Raw genomic sequence first — 17,122 nt, 5'->3', positions numbered from 1 at the left:
AATGTTAATTTTTTGACGAAAGAACACATATATTGTAAATTTATGTCTAATAGTTTATAATATTCTTAAATGTATAATTATAAAAATTAAACTCTTGATTTCAAATTAAAATTGGAGTGATATTTAAATGGAGCGCTATCGAAAATATGTCTTTATTCTTTTTTTCTGTATCATTATTCTGCAATCCTTTTCAGTTAAGGCAGATGTAAAAGAAATAAAATATCAGCCTGAAGTAAATTATCCCCCTTACAAATATATGAATAACAATCAAATATCAGGCTTTGATATTGAACTTACTAACCTTATTTTTAAAAATGAGGACTACAGGCTTTCTATTTCTACTGACAGCTGGGATAAGATCTATGAAAGACTTAAGGCCGGAGAAATTGATACAACAGGACTTATGGTAGTAAATGATGAAAGAAAAAAAGATATACTTTTCTCAAATACAGTTTTAGACACTTATATATCAATTTATACAAGGAATGGATTTAACAGGGTAACTTTGAATGACCTAAGCAAATATTCAGTTGGCGTTGGCAAAGCTCAGTATTCTGAGAACATACTAAGAAATAATCTTAAATTAACGAATTACATACAGTATGACAACATAAGCCAAGCAGTTGACGCTCTCGCTAAGGGGCAAATTGATGTATTATTTGAAAATCAAGAGGTAGTTAATTACTATATTACAACTAAGGATCTAAAGAATGACATTATACAGCAAGTTGGTGATCTATTTCCACAGCAGGTGTGCTATGGAGTAAACAAGGCTGACCCTGAATTGGTGGATTATATAAATAAAAGACTTGAAGATCTTCATAGATCCGGAGCTTACGAAGAACTTTACCAGAAGTATTTTTTCTATCACTCAAAAATATATAAGCAAAATCAGAAAGAAAAATATGTAGCGCTAGGTATCATATTAATTATTATCCTGCTTATACTTCATATAGTTGCTCAGCGTTATATAAGATCACTCAGAAAAAAAGTAATTACTGAACGAACTCAGTACGAAAATATGCTTAAAGAAAAGTACGAAGAACTAAAGATGTATCAAGAGCAGCTTCATTATAATGCGTACTACGATTCTTTGACAGGTCTCCCAAACAGATTGTATCTATATGAAAATACAGCTTCAATTATAAATACAACTATTAATAATGGTCATAAAGGTGCTCTACTATTTATTGATGTGGATAATTTTAAACTTATAAACGATACTTTTGGTCACAATACTGGTGATGTCCTTCTCCAAAATACAGCTGAAAGATTAGCTAAAATATGCCCTGAAGAAAACAATTTAATAAGACTTGGCGGAGACGAATTTATTATAGTACTTACTAACATAGATTCGAAAAACAATGTTGAAATCATCGGAAAAAGTTTAATTGATACTTTTAATGATCCCTTTAAAATAGATGAAATAGTTGTGAGTTCTACATTAAGTATTGGCATATGCATGTTTCCAAAGGATGGAGATAATTTAGGAGTTCTTTTAAGGAATGCTGACACAGCAATGTATAAGGCTAAATCTTATGGAAGAAATAATTTCACTTTTTATAATGAAGAGATGAGTAAAAGTCTTTTATATAGAATTAATCTTGAAGATAATCTTAAATTAGCTCTTAAAAATAATGAATTTAAATTATATTATCAGCCTCAGCTAGATTTGACTTCAGGTAAAATAACCGGAATGGAGGCTCTTATTAGATGGGACAACCCAAAGCTTGGCAGAGTTCCTCCCGATAAATTTATATCAGTAGCAGAAGAAATGGGCTTAATTATGCCTATTGGTGAATGGGTACTTAAAACAGCCTGCGAATTTCTCGTAAAACTGCACAATGAGGGTTTTAAGGATCTTAAAATATCTGTTAATATTTCTATAGTACAACTTATTCAAAATAACTTTCCAGATATAGTTATGGGAATTGTTAATGAAACTGGCTTATCTTCAAATTATTTAGAGCTAGAAATTACAGAAACAGTGCTTATGGAAAACATTGATACAAATATAGAAAAACTTAGAATGCTTCGAGACTTAGGTCTTGATATTGCACTTGATGACTTTGGAAAAGGATATTCATCATTAAATTACTTGAAATGTCTGCCTATAAATACTCTTAAAATAGATAAATCTTTTATAGACGATGTAGTCACGGATAACCTTACAGAATCAGTAGTAAGTTCTATAATATTCATCGGCCATAAGATGGGTCTTAGTATTGTTGCTGAAGGTATAGAGGATAAGACTCAGCTAGCTTATTTAAAATCTGCAGGCTGCAATAAAATGCAGGGATATCTTTTATCAAAACCCCTTCCTGAAGAAGAAGTAATTAGTTTTTTAAATATGAGTAAGTAAAATGAGGCAGTACAATAATTTTTATTGTCTGCCTTATCTTATTTTATAGTATTTCTAGTATATGTTCTTTTGTATTTAATAGTTCTTGAGATAATAGTCTGTTAATTTTATTCTCTGTGCAAAAATCTATAACTATCTCTTCTTTTATAACTCCTGGTCTTGAAGACAAAACATATATCCTGTCTGATAAAAATATCGCTTCTTCTATATCATGAGTTATAAAAAGTATAGTATTATCTAAAGTATCTTTCATCTCCAAAAGCCACTTTTGCATTTTTCCCTTTGTAATAGAATCAAGTGCACCAAAAGGCTCATCTAAAAGCATTATTTCCTCAGAAGAAAGAAAGGTTCTTAAAAAGCTTGCTCTTTGTTTCATTCCTCCTGAAAGCTCATAGGAGAATTTATCTTCGTAGCCTTTAAGTCCCATTACCTCTATATACTTCATTGCCTTTTGAATTGAAAACTTCTTATCTTCTCCTCTTATCTCTAAAGGCAAAACAACATTATGAAGCACTGTCTTCCAAGGAAGCAGCAAATCTTTTTGCTGCATATAACCTATGTTTCCCTCAACAGAAACAGATCCACTATCTGCTTTTATCAATCTGGTTATAATATTAAATAAAGTGCTTTTGCCGCAGCCGCTGGGGCCTAATATGGAAATAAATTCACCCTTATTTACTGTAAGCGAAATATTCTTCAATACCTCTGCTTTATTAAAGCTTTTACTTACATCTTCAAGCTTGATTAAAAAACTTTGATTATTATTTTGGAAGGAATTCATTTGTGAATGCATCTTCAGCCTTTAGCTCCTTTTTGATTAGTCCTTTATCCTTTAAGAACTTAGCATAGTTGTTCCAAACTTCTGTTTTCATAACTCCCCATTTTGGCGCATCTGCAACATATTGTTTTGCTAGATATTTTTGACTTTCTACAGCAAGGTTTTGGTTTATTTCTGGAGCATATTTTAAAAGTATTTTAGCTGCTTCGTCAGGATTTTTTATTGCATCCTCATAACCTTTTTGAGTTGCTCTTAAAAATTTTTTAACCTTTTCTGGATTGTCCTTTATAATGCTGTTGCTAGTAATTAATATTGGAGTATAGTAATCTAAAGCAGGATCTAAATCTTTTACAGGTATATAGTCTAGATCTATTCCTTTAGTCTTTGCTTCTATTCCTGTCCAACCTTCAAAAATCCAAGCAAAATCTATATTCTTCTGAACAGCTGTAAAGAAATCATCATTACCCATGCTAATATTTTTAAGCTTGCTGTAATCCGCTCCGTTTTTCTCCATAACAGCTTTCAAAACAGCTTCCTCAGAAGGAGATCCCCATCCACCGTAAGTTTTTCCTTCAAAGTCTTTTACGCTCTTTATATTTTTGCTCTTTGGAGCCGCAAAGCCTGAAGTATTATGCTGAATTATAGTTGCAATAGCTTTTATAGGAACTGGTTCATCTCCTGTTAGAGCATATGTAACGTCTTCCTGGTAGCTAACCCCAAAGTCGCCTTTTCCTGCCGCAACAAGGGTTGCAGTGCTTCCTTCTGAAGGCTGAATTATTTGAACATCCAGTCCTTCTGCCTTATAATAGCCTTTTTCCAATGCAGTATATAATCCTGTATGGTTTGTATTTGGAGTCCAGTCAAGAATAACTGTAGTCTTTTCTAAAGGCTTGTTTGCTTCTTCTTTTTTTATATCTTCTTTCTTTGCTGCACAGCCTGACATTATTGCTGCAGTAACTGTTAAAGCAGCCGCTATTGATAAAATTTTATTTTTTTTCATAACTTACTCTCCTTACTTCCAATGAACTATTTTCTTACCTATAAAATCGATAATATAAATAATTAATATACTTACAAACACTATTACTAATATTGATGCAAATACCTTGTCCAAAGCATAGGCATTTTTGGATCTTACCATATACACTCCTATACCTTTATCTCCACCCAGCCATTCACCTATAACCGCTGACATTATCATATAAGTTGCCGCAATTTTAAGTCCTGAAAATAAGTTTACCATGGCATATGGCAGCTTCAAATGATAAAAGGTTTGAAGCTTTGAAGCCTTAAAGGTACTAAATAGATTTATATAATCCCTGTCCACTTTTTCAAAACCATCTACTAAGCTTATAACTATAGGAAAGAAGCACACCATTACAACTACTATAATCTTTGGCAATGCACCAAACCCAAACCATATTATAAACAGCGGCGCAATAGCTATTGTAGGAATGGTCTGAGATATAACTAAAATAGGGTATATACATTTTTTTATTACTTGAAAGCTGTCCATTAGTATGGCCAATACAAATGAAAATATTATTGATAGTCCAAAACCGATAAAGGATTCATAAAGCGTTACCTTTGTATGTGCTGAAATAATTTTAAAATCTTTAAACAGAGTATTAACTATCTTAACAGGAGACGGAAGTAAATACTGCGGTACATGCCTAAAGACTGTAATTCCCTGCCACAATAATACAACGATTATTATTGTGACAATAGGATACAGCTTATTCCCTATATTTGTGGATCTTTTCATCTATGGTCACGCCTTCGCTTTTGTAGTCTATTTTTACTACTGATGCTACTCTTGAAGCTCCTTCTTCAACACATATCTGTTGAGCTTTTTTTACAATGTCTAAAAGTGTATCTAAATCACCCTCCATAGTAGTTTCCATAGGACCTACGATATACTTAACTCCAGTTGATGCTATATATTCTATAACCTTGTCTACAACTGGATAAATTCTTTCCTCAGGAACATTTGGTATTACTTGAAGACTTACATTAACTGTATTCATTACATTCACCTGCTTTCTTAAAGTTTTCTGCAATAGTATGCTTTACTTCCTCATAGGGAAGATTTTTTATTATTGCTATTTGATTTACTATGTTTTTAACCTCATCTGGATATCCATATTGCCCGTTAACCCATTCCAGTGAAGTTGGTCCGTCCGTCTCTGTCAATATTCTGTTTAAAGGAAGAGTTTTTACAATCTCTTCCGTAAGCTTTGAATAGCCGATATCCACACTTGTAGTAAAATAACAGCCATAGTCTAAAAGCTTTTTCATTGTATCTAAAGGTCCGCTGTACCAGTGGATTATTGGAGTTTTTAATTCATATTTCTTTATGCTCTCATAGATTTCTTCCTCCGCACCTTTTGTGTGTATATTGGTAATCTTATTGTACTTATAAGCCATTTTGAGAAAGTAACTAAATACTTGTCTCATATATGGATATTTCTCTTTTTCTAGCACCCAATGATAATCAAGCCCTATTTCTCCAATTACTTTACTCTCCTTAATGTACTGCTCAAAGCTATCTAAGTTCATAAAATTTTCATCAGCCTTCCAAGGATGTATGCCAAAGCATGGTATTATAAGAGGATTATCCTTGTTTATTTCTTTTGTAAATAAATAAGTTTGCACATCCATAGCGCAGCCTAAGGTGATAATATTGTTCTGCTTGATTATGTTTAAAGCTTTATCAAGATTTTTTCCGTAAAAATCTAAATGATTATGAGCATCAATATACATAGCTTCCTCCAAGTCTTCCACTGCTAAAAAAATAAAAAATGCACTATAAAAATAGTGCATTAGGATACTAATATCTAAACAGCTTTCCTACGTCGGTTTTACCCGCATCAGGTTCGAAGGGTTAAAGTTATAAACTTCTCTCAGCCATAAGGCGCCCCTAGCACTACAAACAATATTCAATTTGACCACATTTAGATAATAACACTTATTTGTGGAAAATAAAATACCTATTTCTAAATTTAAATAATTTCTTAAAGCCACTATTTGGTAATAAATATAATATTATGCTATAATTGTTATACATTTTAATTGGGGGAATGATAATAATGGATAGAATAAAGGCACAAAGACAATGGTTGAAATCAAGGTTTGATGACAATGAAGAGGATGAAATAAAATCTGATCAGGAACTTCAGCTTCCACAACCTCCTCTGCAAAAACCTTACGACAGCAATGCTGAAATTTTAGCTCTGCCAGAGGTTACAGAAAATGTGTTAAAAAAGCCTAATATAATGGAAATTTTAAAAGACAGAAAAAGCAATAGAGTTTATTCAGAAGAAAGTCTCACTCTAGAAGAACTTTCTTTTCTTCTTTGGGCTACTCAAGGAATAAAAGAAATAAGAGGAAATAACTATGCTGCATTGAGACCTGTTCCTTCTGCTGGCGCAAGACATCCCTTTGAAACTTACATTGCTGTAAATAGAGTTCAAGGATTAAAGAATGGAATATATCGTTATCTGGCATTAACCCATGAGCTTTTATTCATTAAAGAAGATAAGAATTTAGAAGAAAATCTCTCAAGGCTGACTTTAGGTCAAAAGTTTACAGGCAGAAGCGCTGTTACATTTATTTGGAGTGTAATTCCTTATAGAGGTGAATGGAGGTATAGTATAGGTGCCCATAAGCCCATGCTTTTAGACGCAGGACATGTATGTCAAAATTTATATCTTGCCTGTGAAGCTATAGGCTGCGGCACATGCGCTATCGCTGCTTATGACCAGAACAATTTTGATAACTATCTAGAGCTTGATGGTGATGATGAATTTGTAGTTTATGCGGCTCCTGTTGGAAAGGTTCTATAAATTTGTTTTTAGTAAAAAGGTGTTGTTTTTATGGCAGCACCTTTTTTTCGTCCAACTATTACATAATAAAAGTAATTTTTGTTAATACTACCTACAGTATTTATGAATTTAATTATTTAGGAGGTAAACTATGAAAGCAAGAAAATCAATACTATCAGCAGTATTAGTATCAACAATTGTAATATCTTCATTATTCACTGGATGCGGTCCAAAACCAGCACCAGCTCCCGCTCCATCATCGCCAAATACTACTAATCAGCAAAATACAAATCAAAAAACTCCCCCAGATGCAGTAACTACTGCTTCAATTGTAGATAATGAAGCTGCATTCTTAAAAGCTACCAGCAAAGATGGAAGATGGATTATTGCAATTGTAAAAGACTTAACTATTAGTAAAGATATTATACTAGAAGGTGACTTTAAAAACAGTAAGGGCGATTTACAAAGGAAGTTAGCTCTTTATACTCAAGACAGCAATAAAAAAGTTACAAACAGGTTTACTTTGACAGCGCCTAAAATGGTTGTTAAAAGTCCAAATGCCAGCATTCAGCACGGAACCTTTAAAGGTGATGTTTATGTAGAAACTAAAGATTTTCAGTTAATAGATGCAAAAGTTGATGGAAATATCTATTTTAACAGTGACGAAGCTAAAGCCGGCTTTAAAATGGATGCTGATTCTTCTGTAACTGGAAAACGTGAAGTAAAGAAATCCTAATAATAAAAAGGAGCTTTCTCAAAATAAGACAGCTCCTTTTTTTGTTAATTATAAGATTCTAAACTTCTCAGCTTTTCTATAATTATAAACTTGAAATTATCATCCTCAAGATACTCACCGCGTTTTTTAAAGCCAAGCTTATCAAACAGTCCCAATGCTGCTTTATTGGTTTCACCTGTTTCAATGTATATTCTATTGATATCCATGTTTTCGAATATAAACTTTACAACAGCATTTATTGCTGTATAGGCAATACCTTTTCTAAAGTACCTTTTATCGCCTATGGTTACTCCCATTTCACCTTGCTTCTTTTCCTTATTAATACTAAAAAAATTAACAAAACCTATAAAATTATTGTCCTTGTTAGTTATAATAAAATATTTGTATTTTCTATCTTCCGTGTTTTCATTCATTATCTCAGTATCAAATCTATTGCAATAATCTTTACATTCATTCAGCAGCTCTTTACTTGTATTAGGTATTGGCCTTGGATCATGTAAATTTAATTCTCTATCTATCCTGCAGGAAAATAAGTTAATAACATCCTCATTAAGCAAATCTCTAATCTTTATGCTATCATCTTCATAATAAATCATGATATCACCCGCTAATCTATTAGTTTTTGTAAATTTATTTTTTCAAATAGAACCAAGTTTTCTTTTAAAATTCTTTCACTATCCCGATTCATATTTCTATCAGCTTTTTCATTTTTCCTTTTTCTATTTTCTCTTGCTAAAATACTTTTATTTATTCCTGTTTCCTTGGCTACTTCAGAAAATGAGCTTCCATTTTCAATCAAGTTCAATGCTTGCTGCAGCTCTGCCTTAGAATATCTTTTCACAAAATTCCCCCTGGTATAATCTTTTACATCTTGTTTATATACTCTTCTACTTAAACCCAAATTTACTGTATAAATTTCGAGCCGGTATATTATCTGAATGAACATCTAATATAACTTCATTTATGTTATTTTTAAGCATATCATTTATGCATCTTGCTAATAAGGCTGAAGCTATCCCCTTTTTACGATACTCCTTAATTACTCCTAAAGAATAAATATGCATTGTTTTTTCTTTATCAGGCAGACATATCAATATTCCTATTACTTTATCATTATCTTCAGCTATTATAATGTATCTTTTAGAAAAATCTCCCAATCTGCCACTTTGCAAGTTATTTAAATATCCATCAGGCTTCTTTCCTGCAGTGTCAGGATCCAAAATTCCTTCCATAGCATCTGTCAAATAAGCTTTTAAGGCTTCTATGAGTTCTGCACCTTCTAGTTTCAACTCATTAATATTCCAATTGTGAAATATCTCCACCTTATGGTCATAACTTCTTTTTAATGTGTACTTCATAGAGTTAACCTCCGTTATCTTTTCATAGCACCCCAAAGAGATAGCTGTCCCTCTTCATCCTTTTCAAAGACATATTCTTCGTCAATCCATGTATGGTGTAAAATATTCTCGCCAATTGGATAGGCTGGTAAAACATATTCTTCATCAATAATTAAATTCAGATCATCTTTTTCTTTTTTCAGTTCAAGTTTAAAGCCTTCCCCTCCATATATACCTAAATAACTGTTAAGAGTTTCTGAGTTTAAATCATATACCTCAGGCTTAACAGGCATTTCATACTTGTCCTCAAATGCAATAGCCGCAATAGCCTTACACAATTTATTTACAGCTGTAAATCCATAGTTGCTGAGCACAACAACACAAAAATCATCGTCCACATATCTGTGTATTTCCGTTAAAAAGCCTTCACAGCTTCCACTATGATGAACAACTCTTCTATTTCCGTTCATATTTATCGAAACTCCATAGCCATAATTGTTTTTATAGGCTGTATTCATTTTTTCAACTGATTTTCTGTTTAAAAGTTTGTTGGTTCTCAAAGCCCCATCCCATATGAGTAAATCTTCAACTGTTGAATACATTCCTCCTGATGAGTACATTAATTCCATGTCAATATAATTACAATGAATTAAATCATTTTCATTCAGATAATATCCTGATGCTTTGTTAGAAACAATTGTTTTATCATCATCTACTCCTGTATTAAACATTCCTAAAGGTTTAAAAATATTATCCTTCAAAAACTCACTATAGGTTTTTCCTGATAATTTTTCAATTAGTAATCCTAAAAGATAATAGCCTGTATTGCAGTAATTCCAATCTGTGCCCGGCTCAAAATCCAAAGCTTTGCTTGTAAACATTTCAATTAATTCAGCTCTGTCATGATGCATTCTTTGAAAGGTTCTATGAGAATTCGGTAAATTTGAATAGTTGAAAATTCCTGAAGTGTGCGTCAATAAATGATGAATAGTAATATCAGAGTCCAGCTTAGTCCATTCAGGAAAATGCTTCCTTAAGCTATCTTCTACTTTTAATGCTCCTCTTTCCTCAAGAATTAATATAGCTGCTGCTGTAAATTGCTTTGTAATTGACCATATTCTATATTTAGTTTCCGTAGTATTTAAAATTTTGTGTTCCCTGTTAGCATATCCGTAAGCATTTTTAAAAAGCACTTCCCCATCCTTCATAGCAGCAATAGAGCCGCTGAAGGCCCATAGTTTTGTATAAGCTTCTAAGTATTCATTTATTTTTTGTTCTATGCCCCTGTTTTTCATTTTATACTCCCCCATATCTTTTAATTGTCTATCTTTTAGTTTTACACCATATATGCAACTCTTCAATGTAAAATATTTTTATAATCAAATTTTCCTATTCCCTTTTATTCTTTTCCACATAGGTTTCAAAGCACCTAAAAACAATAATTAATAACTCGCAAATAATTTTCCATATCAAAACTCCGAATATAAAATAAACGATGCCAAGGAAACTTCTAAATAAAATGCTTGATATAAATAATGGTGCAAGGCCTAAATAAAATAATATAGTCAAAGCTCTTTTAGCAGTTATATTTCCAAAGTCCTTCAGCCAGTTCCATTTATCACTTATATCATCCTTCTCTTCTTCAGGCTGTTTAACTAATGCAGTACCACAATCACTGCAGATTGATACTCCATCTTCAAATTCGCTTTTGCAATTTGGACATATTAACATACTGCGCCCCCCTTTATATTAACTACTTCACCATTCTTGTTTATGCTGCAAATTAAAGGACACCTGCCGCTATCAATAAATTCATTGTAGCTGCCTCTCATACCGCACAAAAATTCCTTAAAAAATCTAACAGTTATTTCGCTTATTATTACATGCGCCTCTTTTATGGACAATATATTATTTTCAAATTCCTGGTTATAAATAACAGGCCAATCTGTAAAAGTAAGATGCTCTGAATGCTTAAGTTTTATAAATGACTTATAATCTGATAAATATTCATAAAGCTGCTTTTGTCCTTCTATCTGACCTATTAGAGTTTTGTTACGGCCTATAATTCTCTTTTTAAATTCCTCTCCATCAGTTCTGCTTTCATTAAATTCTATTGTCTTTTTCATTTCCTCATTATAATCAATGGAGCCTCTTCTAAAATTTAAAAAAGGTGTTGTCATTCTTTTTCCTTCTTCAATATCTTTAACCAAATCAAAATGCTGTAAGCTGCCGTCAAGCATTACAACAGCTTTAATTCTTATATCTTCTTTTGCCGCATTAAATACAGCTGATCCTCCGAGTGAGTGTCCGATAATTCCAATCTTATCTAAATCCAATTTACCCTTTATCATTTCATCTTTGGAATTTAATACTTTTAATTCCTCTATTAAAAACAAGATATCTTCTTTTCTTATTTCAATAAGCTGCTCTTTTTCTTCAAAAGTAAAATCATCAATTCTATCAATTTTATTTAACACTTCTCCGCTAGGCAGTATTGTAAAATCAGTTTCATATATATGTCCCAATGTAAAAACAATAAAGCCTTCACTAACTAATTTTTCAATATTATAAATCAAGCAGTCTTTGTCCATCCCTAAACCAGGTGAAAATATAACCACAGGATATAATATTTCCCTTTTGCTGATTTCAATATTATTAAAAGTATTCGTCTTTATGCTCCTAAGATAAGTTTCATCCACCTGCTGTCCTGCCATGTTTTTCTTTCCTGCAAACTTTTTAATAAACTCTTCCTCACAGGGAGTAAATAAGTCAATATAAAATCCTTTTTGATTTTCCTTTATATCCTCATCAGAAGGATAAAATATACTTACTATAATTTTTCTTTTTTCACCTGTGTTCTTTAATAATTCCTCTCTATTCTCATCCGTTAGTACTCGAACTGCCCTTCCAACTCTCATCATAATCTCCCCCATATTCCTTTAAACTTTTAATAAAAAATTTTTTAAACCCCTGAATTACCCCTAAGTTTTTGCTTCTTTTACCTTTCAGATCATAATAATATTTCATGCTATTTATATCTACAGATAAAGAATCAAGCGGAAACCCTTCCACATATTTCTTATGAGGCTTATCTACAATATAAAATTTCTCTGAATAAATATCTGCACCATCATATGTATAAATCTTCTTTTCATTCATCACTAAGCATATTGCGTTTTTATAGTAGGCTGTTAATTTACCTCCATAGTTTTTTGCTAATTTACTGTAGAAGGTAAGCATCTCACTATAAGACAAATTTTGTCCATGAATCCTTTTTATCAACACTCCCGGCTGATCCTCTTCATTAACCTCCTCAAAATAGAGCCCTGAATCACAGGAAAATATAGATCTTTTTATTTGCTTGTAGTAGCACATAGCCTTTTGCTTTGCATTTGCCAGCGGTTCCTTACCGCTTTCTTCTGCCTCTTTTAATCTTGTATCAATGCATGCAAGACCTGTAATAGAAATATCTAGTCCCTCAAGCATTTGTATCATACTTGCCACCTTAGCAGGGTTATAAGTTCCATATATCAAATTCATAAAAAAATTCCTTTCTCATATGTAAAAAATCATGAAGTTAAGCACTTTCAGAGGCTGAAATTTCATTAGCCTTATTATCTATTAAATGCAGTCTGTACATCATAACAGCTCCTATAATAGAAAGCACTCCTAAAAAAAGCCATAGGTTTCTTATATTTGTGTACTTTACATAAAGTCCCGCAATTATCGGTCCAATCATAAAGCCAAGCTTTCTTATTATGGGGAATATAGAATTAAATCTTCCCCTGTGTGAAGCTGGAGTATGATCAGCAATATATACATTAGTATTGGTCGCTATTAATATTTCTCCCATAGTCCAAATCATAGCTGAAATTACAAATAAGAAATAGCTGTGAATAAAAAATATCATTCCAAAGCCTACAGCATACAGCATTCCCCCTGCAACCATACTTAAGGAGGCTTTTATTTTGCCAGTTAAGGCTGTTAAAAACATTGGTATTATACTGCACAGCACTGCATTAACTGTCATTAGACTTCCAAATACAGCTGCTGACTTGTTTTTAAAAACTTCACTGACTTGAAGTGAAAGACCAAAGTTGAATTGAGAAAATACTATAAAATATAGAATTATTATAAAAGAGAATAAAACCAGAGTCGGTCTTTTAATTAAAGCCTGAAGAAGACTTCCTTCCTCTGCATGTTCAAGCTTATTGTTCTTTGAACTTGATATCTTCAGTTTATCAGGCATAGTTTCTGGAATAAACAAAGCTACTAATATTACAGAAATAAATGTAGTTGCTGCATCGCCTAAGAAAAGCCAAATCAAATAGTTATTATATAAAAATCCTGCTAATAGAGGTCCTACTGAAAAGCCGATATTTAAAGCCATATACTGCAGTGAGAAAGCTGTATTTCTCTGTTCTCCTTCTGTAATGTCCGTAATGATAGTGCTGTAAACAGGAAGAGAGTATCCTCCAAGAAAATTTGACAGAATAAGCAGCACTGTCAATATTATTGGATTTCTTGTAAAGGCACATGATAGAAGAGCTATAGCTGAAGTAGTCCTAAAAATAATAAATATCTTTTTTCTTCCTATAATGTCTATTAGTTTTCCTCCATGAGCAGAAGCTACAAGACCTACAAAACTGTTTATTGCAACAATTATTCCTACTGTTTCTACCTTCATACCTATGGAGTAAGTCAAAAACATTGTTAGAAATGGCGCCACGAAATTACCTAGATTATTTATTATGGATGCAAAAAATATTACGTAGACACTCATAGGTAAATTTTTATATGGCTTTAGTAATTTGCTGATAATATTCATATTTCATTCCCATCCTTTGAATCGTAAATTACAAAATTCTATAATATTTACTTACAATTGTACCACATTATTACAATAACTCATAAATATATATCTTTCATAATCAGTAATGATTGCATTCATTGTTTTTCATGTTTATTAATTATTTTTCATGCTTTGTATTTACAATCATTAACAATAATGATAAAATATTACTAAAGATGAATAAATTCGGATTTTATTTATTTTGAATTTATTATTATTTGAGGTGATATTATGTTTATTGAAGAAAGGCATGAACAAATATTAAAAATCATTAACGAAAAAGGAAGAATATCTATCGGAGAAATTCAGGAGACCTTTGATGTCTCTGTTGATTCTGCAAGACGAGATTTAAGAATACTTGAGGAAAAAGGACTTCTTAAGAGAACCCATGGCGGAGCAATACCTGTGCTTCAGGTCGGTCAGCAAAAACCAAGTAAATGTAACAATGCTAACCTTGAAAATGTATATGAAAATTATGATGCTATAGCGAAAAAAGCAGTAGAGTTTATAAAGCCAAATGACTCAGTATATATTACTGCTGGAAACCTTGGATATTTAATGCTTAAGTATTTTCCAAAAAATATTGAGTTCACAGTTATAACAAACTCTGTAGACAATGCTTCTTTTTTAAGAGACTACGAAAACATTTCAGTCTTTGTAGTTGGAGGCAAAATGAGAGCTAATGGAAGAATTGTAGATTCTTTTGCTCAAGAGTTTGTGAGAAATATGCGTTTTGATTTAAGCTTTCTAACTGGTGCAGGCTTTTCAGCAGAGTACGGAGCTTCTAACGGCACACCAGAAACCTCATCATTTCAAAGGGCCATTGCCAATAACTCCAGAAAAAACATTGCATTGTTTCCAAGCCAAAAAATAGGGCATAATGCTTTTTTGAAAGATGTGGATGCAAATAAATTTGATTTATTAATAACCGACTGGGATGCAGTAGAAGACGAGTTGGCTAAAATAGAGGATTTAGGTATTGAAGTAATAGTGGTCCAGAAAGAATAAATTTAATTTTAAAAATTCAAGGCTGCCTCATATTTATATTATGAGGCAGCCGCTTAGAGCTCTTTACGTATTTCTATATTACTCCTCCATTAATAGACTTGGAAGATGCGTTATATCTTCTATGATATAATCAGGCTTTTCCTTGAAGCTTTTGACTATCTCTTCATTATAATGTCCTGTCGTTACAAGCACGCTTATAGCATTAACAGCTTTAGCCCCTGTAATATCAACTGTAATGTCATCTCCAACCACAATTGTACTTTCTGCTTTGCTGCCTAAACGATTAAGTGCCAGGTTAAAAAACTCTTTTGAAGGCTTTCCAAGTAAAACAGCTTCTTTTTCACAAGCTTTTTCAAACATGCCTACAAAGGCCCCCGTATTAATATTGATTCCATTATCCTGAAAATAATAGTTTGCTTTAGATAAAGCAAGAATCTCAGAACCATTCATTATAAATCTAAAGACCTTATTTATTTCTTCGTAGTTTGTTTTATCACTAAAATCCCCAACTACTACATAGTCTGGATTAATGTCATTTAATTTCAAGCCCTTCAAGCTTTCAAACACCTCATCAGTAACTAATAAATAGCAGGACTTATCTTTATTATCAGCAAAAAACTGTTTTACTGCAGCTACTGGTGTAAACACTTCCTCAAGAGCAATGTTAAAGCCCATATCAATAAGCCTTTTATGAATATGCTCCACTGTCCATCCATCCGTATTAGTAATAAATGCAAGTTTAACTTTTTCTTTTCTTAGCGTTTCAATAACATTTACTGCTGACTTTATTGGCTTTCCTTTAGCATATAAGGTTCCATCCAGATCAAACAATATAGTGTCAATCTTACCTCTCATAATTAAATCCCCCATTTATATTCAGCTTATAAATTTATGATTATATATTCTTTATACTTACTTAAAATCCTCTTAAACCCAAAATGATATAATAAATAATAATGTTAGTTCGTAAATATTTAAATATATAAATATGCTTATCAAAGGAGTTTTCATATGGAAAAAATCTCTGAAGAAAAGGAAACTGTGGGAGATGTAAAATTCACTGCTATAAGACTGAATATAGAGAAAAGATAAAAGATGTTATGAGATTTTCAGGACCTAGAATGATAATTTATGAACCTAGGCTAGCATTGAAACACCTTATTGAAAGCTTAAGACATAAATAACAATATTTTTCTCTGATTAGCTATTCACACTCACTTTTAATACCATTCATATATTTTAGCCCGTTTACTAGCTTTTCTTCTATTTTGTCTTGGTAAATTACTATTAATACACTTATAATAATTATTAATGCCCAACCAAGCCAGTTAAGAGATATACTTCCTGAACCAATTAAAGTTGATCCTAAAATTCCCCATGGCCTTGTAAGTACCGTAATTATAAAAAACCTTCTAAAGGAGATTTTACTCATCCCTGCTAAAAAGCAAAGTGCGTCATCTGGAAAAAAAGGAAGTAAAAACATTAATATTAAGAGAGTTGTGCCTTTTTTTGAAATTAACTTCTCGTATTTGTCTGAAATTTTGTGACCCACAAGCTTATTGACAATTGGTCTTCCAAGCTTTTTAGCAAGTATAAATGCTGCAGCAGAGCCTATTAAAGTAGCAAATGTGCTAATAAAGAAAGCTTGCCATCCTCCAAGTACCGCTGCTCCTGCAGCCGCGGTTATATTATTAGGTATAGGTGCCAAAATTGTGCCCAAAAGTTGCAGCATGAAAAAAATCACATAAGCTTTTTGTCCAAATCCATTAATATAACTTTTAAAAGCTTCAGCAGAATACATATAGCTTAGCACTCCACTTGATTTTAAATAAACAACTGCTCCAGTCATGATAGGCATTAGTGCTATCATCAATATAATAAGTTTCCAATTGCTTTTATTACTCTTCATAACTTTTCTCTACTTTCTCATTTAATAGAATTTAAAATCTATAATTCATTATGAAGTGTAAAGTTTAAGAATTAGTCTTATATTTCTTTAAGAAAATCTTAATTTTATATTACTTTTAAGTTATAATTACGAATACCCCATATAATGTATGCTTTTATATTCTTTACTAATGGAATAATGCACCTATTAAAAATAAAGAGGCTGTCCTGAAAACTATTTAAGGTGACCCTAAAAAATGGCATACCAAAATAAGCCTGCCTTTAGGTAGGCTTTTTTCATGCCATGATTAAAATTTAGGTCTGTGGCATCAAGCTCA

General features: G+C 32.0%; 19 protein-coding genes, 1 pseudogene and 1 riboswitch. Of the genes and pseudogenes, 5 read left to right on the top strand and 15 right to left on the bottom strand.

Annotation, left to right across the window (positions count from 1 at the left end; translation table 11 throughout):
- Positions 1 to 127 precede the first annotated feature (127 nt).
- A complete protein-coding gene (locus JK636_RS23040) occupies positions 128 to 2,362 on the top strand; it encodes an EAL domain-containing protein (RefSeq protein ID WP_202751366.1) in 2,235 nt (744 codons plus the stop codon).
- Between the two features lie 43 nt (positions 2,363 to 2,405).
- On the opposite strand, the gene JK636_RS23035 is transcribed toward JK636_RS23040, so the two are convergent.
- Genes JK636_RS23035 through JK636_RS23015 form a run of 5 tightly spaced genes read right to left on the bottom strand, consistent with a single transcriptional unit; the run spans position 2,406 to position 5,903 of the window.
- Complete coding sequence (locus tag JK636_RS23035; RefSeq protein WP_243428300.1) at positions 2,406 to 3,155, bottom strand: ABC transporter ATP-binding protein; 750 nt, start codon at positions 3,153 to 3,155, stop codon at positions 2,406 to 2,408.
- Complete coding sequence (locus JK636_RS23030; RefSeq protein ID WP_202751365.1) at positions 3,124 to 4,140, bottom strand: ABC transporter substrate-binding protein; 1,017 nt, start codon at positions 4,138 to 4,140, stop codon at positions 3,124 to 3,126. Before JK636_RS23030 ends, JK636_RS23035 begins: the two co-directional genes overlap by 32 nt.
- Positions 4,141 to 4,152: 12 nt before the next feature.
- Positions 4,153 to 4,905, bottom strand: a complete 753-nt coding sequence (locus JK636_RS23025) for an ABC transporter permease (protein ID WP_202751364.1) — start codon at positions 4,903 to 4,905, stop codon at positions 4,153 to 4,155.
- Positions 4,877 to 5,167: a thiamine-binding protein gene (locus JK636_RS23020; protein WP_202751363.1), complete on the bottom strand. Its 291-nt coding sequence runs from the start codon at positions 5,165 to 5,167 to the stop codon at positions 4,877 to 4,879. The genes JK636_RS23025 and JK636_RS23020 overlap by 29 nt, the downstream gene beginning before the upstream one ends.
- Positions 5,154 to 5,903, bottom strand: a complete 750-nt coding sequence (locus JK636_RS23015) for a TatD family hydrolase (RefSeq protein WP_202751362.1) — start codon at positions 5,901 to 5,903, stop codon at positions 5,154 to 5,156. The genes JK636_RS23020 and JK636_RS23015 overlap by 14 nt, the downstream gene beginning before the upstream one ends.
- A gap of 67 nt (positions 5,904 to 5,970) precedes the next feature.
- Positions 5,971 to 6,072, bottom strand: a riboswitch (TPP riboswitch).
- 157 nt (positions 6,073 to 6,229) lie between these two features.
- Here JK636_RS23015 and JK636_RS23010 point away from each other — a divergent pair.
- Both JK636_RS23010 and JK636_RS23005 read left to right on the top strand, forming a co-directional pair.
- Complete coding sequence (locus tag JK636_RS23010; protein ID WP_202751361.1) at positions 6,230 to 6,985, top strand: SagB/ThcOx family dehydrogenase; 756 nt, start codon at positions 6,230 to 6,232, stop codon at positions 6,983 to 6,985.
- A gap of 130 nt (positions 6,986 to 7,115) precedes the next feature.
- On the top strand, positions 7,116 to 7,700 hold the full coding sequence (locus tag JK636_RS23005) for a hypothetical protein (protein WP_202751360.1): 585 nt from the start codon (positions 7,116 to 7,118) through the stop codon (positions 7,698 to 7,700).
- A gap of 44 nt (positions 7,701 to 7,744) precedes the next feature.
- Here JK636_RS23005 and JK636_RS23000 read toward each other — a convergent pair whose 3' ends face one another.
- From JK636_RS23000 to JK636_RS22965, 8 genes are all read right to left on the bottom strand, one after another.
- The gene (locus tag JK636_RS23000) at positions 7,745 to 8,296 is read right to left on the bottom strand and encodes a GNAT family N-acetyltransferase (RefSeq protein ID WP_202751359.1); all 552 of its coding nucleotides are present in this window, start codon (positions 8,294 to 8,296) and stop codon (positions 7,745 to 7,747) included.
- An 11-nt stretch (positions 8,297 to 8,307) separates the two neighbouring features.
- On the bottom strand, positions 8,308 to 8,541 hold the full coding sequence (locus JK636_RS22995) for a hypothetical protein (protein ID WP_202751358.1): 234 nt from the start codon (positions 8,539 to 8,541) through the stop codon (positions 8,308 to 8,310).
- A gap of 46 nt (positions 8,542 to 8,587) precedes the next feature.
- Positions 8,588 to 9,058, bottom strand: coding sequence for a GNAT family N-acetyltransferase (locus JK636_RS22990; protein ID WP_202751357.1), 471 nt, complete (start codon positions 9,056 to 9,058; stop codon positions 8,588 to 8,590).
- Between the two features lie 14 nt (positions 9,059 to 9,072).
- Entirely contained in the window at positions 9,073 to 10,332 is a 1,260-nt protein-coding gene (locus JK636_RS22985) for a serine hydrolase domain-containing protein (RefSeq protein ID WP_202751356.1), read from the bottom strand.
- Positions 10,333 to 10,426: 94 nt separating this feature from the next.
- Positions 10,427 to 10,768, bottom strand: coding sequence for a hypothetical protein (locus JK636_RS22980; RefSeq protein ID WP_202751355.1), 342 nt, complete (start codon positions 10,766 to 10,768; stop codon positions 10,427 to 10,429).
- The gene (locus JK636_RS22975) at positions 10,762 to 11,955 is read right to left on the bottom strand and encodes an alpha/beta hydrolase family protein (RefSeq protein WP_202751354.1); all 1,194 of its coding nucleotides are present in this window, start codon (positions 11,953 to 11,955) and stop codon (positions 10,762 to 10,764) included. The genes JK636_RS22980 and JK636_RS22975 overlap by 7 nt, the downstream gene beginning before the upstream one ends.
- Positions 11,918 to 12,577 (bottom strand): non-canonical purine NTP pyrophosphatase, encoded by a 660-nt coding sequence (locus JK636_RS22970; RefSeq protein WP_202751353.1) that lies wholly within the window; start codon positions 12,575 to 12,577, stop codon positions 11,918 to 11,920. Before JK636_RS22970 ends, JK636_RS22975 begins: the two co-directional genes overlap by 38 nt.
- A 37-nt stretch (positions 12,578 to 12,614) precedes the next feature.
- Positions 12,615 to 13,865, bottom strand: coding sequence for an MDR family MFS transporter (locus JK636_RS22965; RefSeq protein WP_202751352.1), 1,251 nt, complete (start codon positions 13,863 to 13,865; stop codon positions 12,615 to 12,617).
- Between the two features lie 255 nt (positions 13,866 to 14,120).
- On the opposite strand from JK636_RS22965, the gene JK636_RS22960 reads away from it, so the two are divergent.
- Positions 14,121 to 14,897, top strand: coding sequence for a DeoR/GlpR family DNA-binding transcription regulator (locus JK636_RS22960; RefSeq protein WP_202751351.1), 777 nt, complete (start codon positions 14,121 to 14,123; stop codon positions 14,895 to 14,897).
- 78 nt (positions 14,898 to 14,975) lie between these two features.
- On the opposite strand, the gene JK636_RS22955 is transcribed toward JK636_RS22960, so the two are convergent.
- Complete coding sequence (locus JK636_RS22955) at positions 14,976 to 15,752, bottom strand: HAD-IIA family hydrolase (RefSeq protein WP_202751350.1); 777 nt, start codon at positions 15,750 to 15,752, stop codon at positions 14,976 to 14,978.
- A 188-nt stretch (positions 15,753 to 15,940) separates the two neighbouring features.
- Here JK636_RS22955 and JK636_RS23745 point away from each other — a divergent pair.
- Positions 15,941 to 16,081, top strand: a pseudogene (locus JK636_RS23745) (nitrous oxide-stimulated promoter family protein); the annotation flags it as partial.
- A gap of 20 nt (positions 16,082 to 16,101) precedes the next feature.
- Here JK636_RS23745 and JK636_RS22945 read toward each other — a convergent pair.
- Positions 16,102 to 16,806 (bottom strand): TVP38/TMEM64 family protein, encoded by a 705-nt coding sequence (locus JK636_RS22945; RefSeq protein WP_202751349.1) that lies wholly within the window; start codon positions 16,804 to 16,806, stop codon positions 16,102 to 16,104.
- Positions 16,807 to 17,122 lie beyond the last annotated feature (316 nt).

Source organism: Clostridium rhizosphaerae (genome assembly GCF_016765585.1).
Classification (GTDB): Bacteria; Bacillota; Clostridia; order Clostridiales; family Clostridiaceae; genus Clostridium_AT; species Clostridium_AT rhizosphaerae.
The sequence above is the reverse complement of the archived record's forward strand: the minus strand, read 5'-3'. Positions and strand labels throughout refer to the sequence as shown.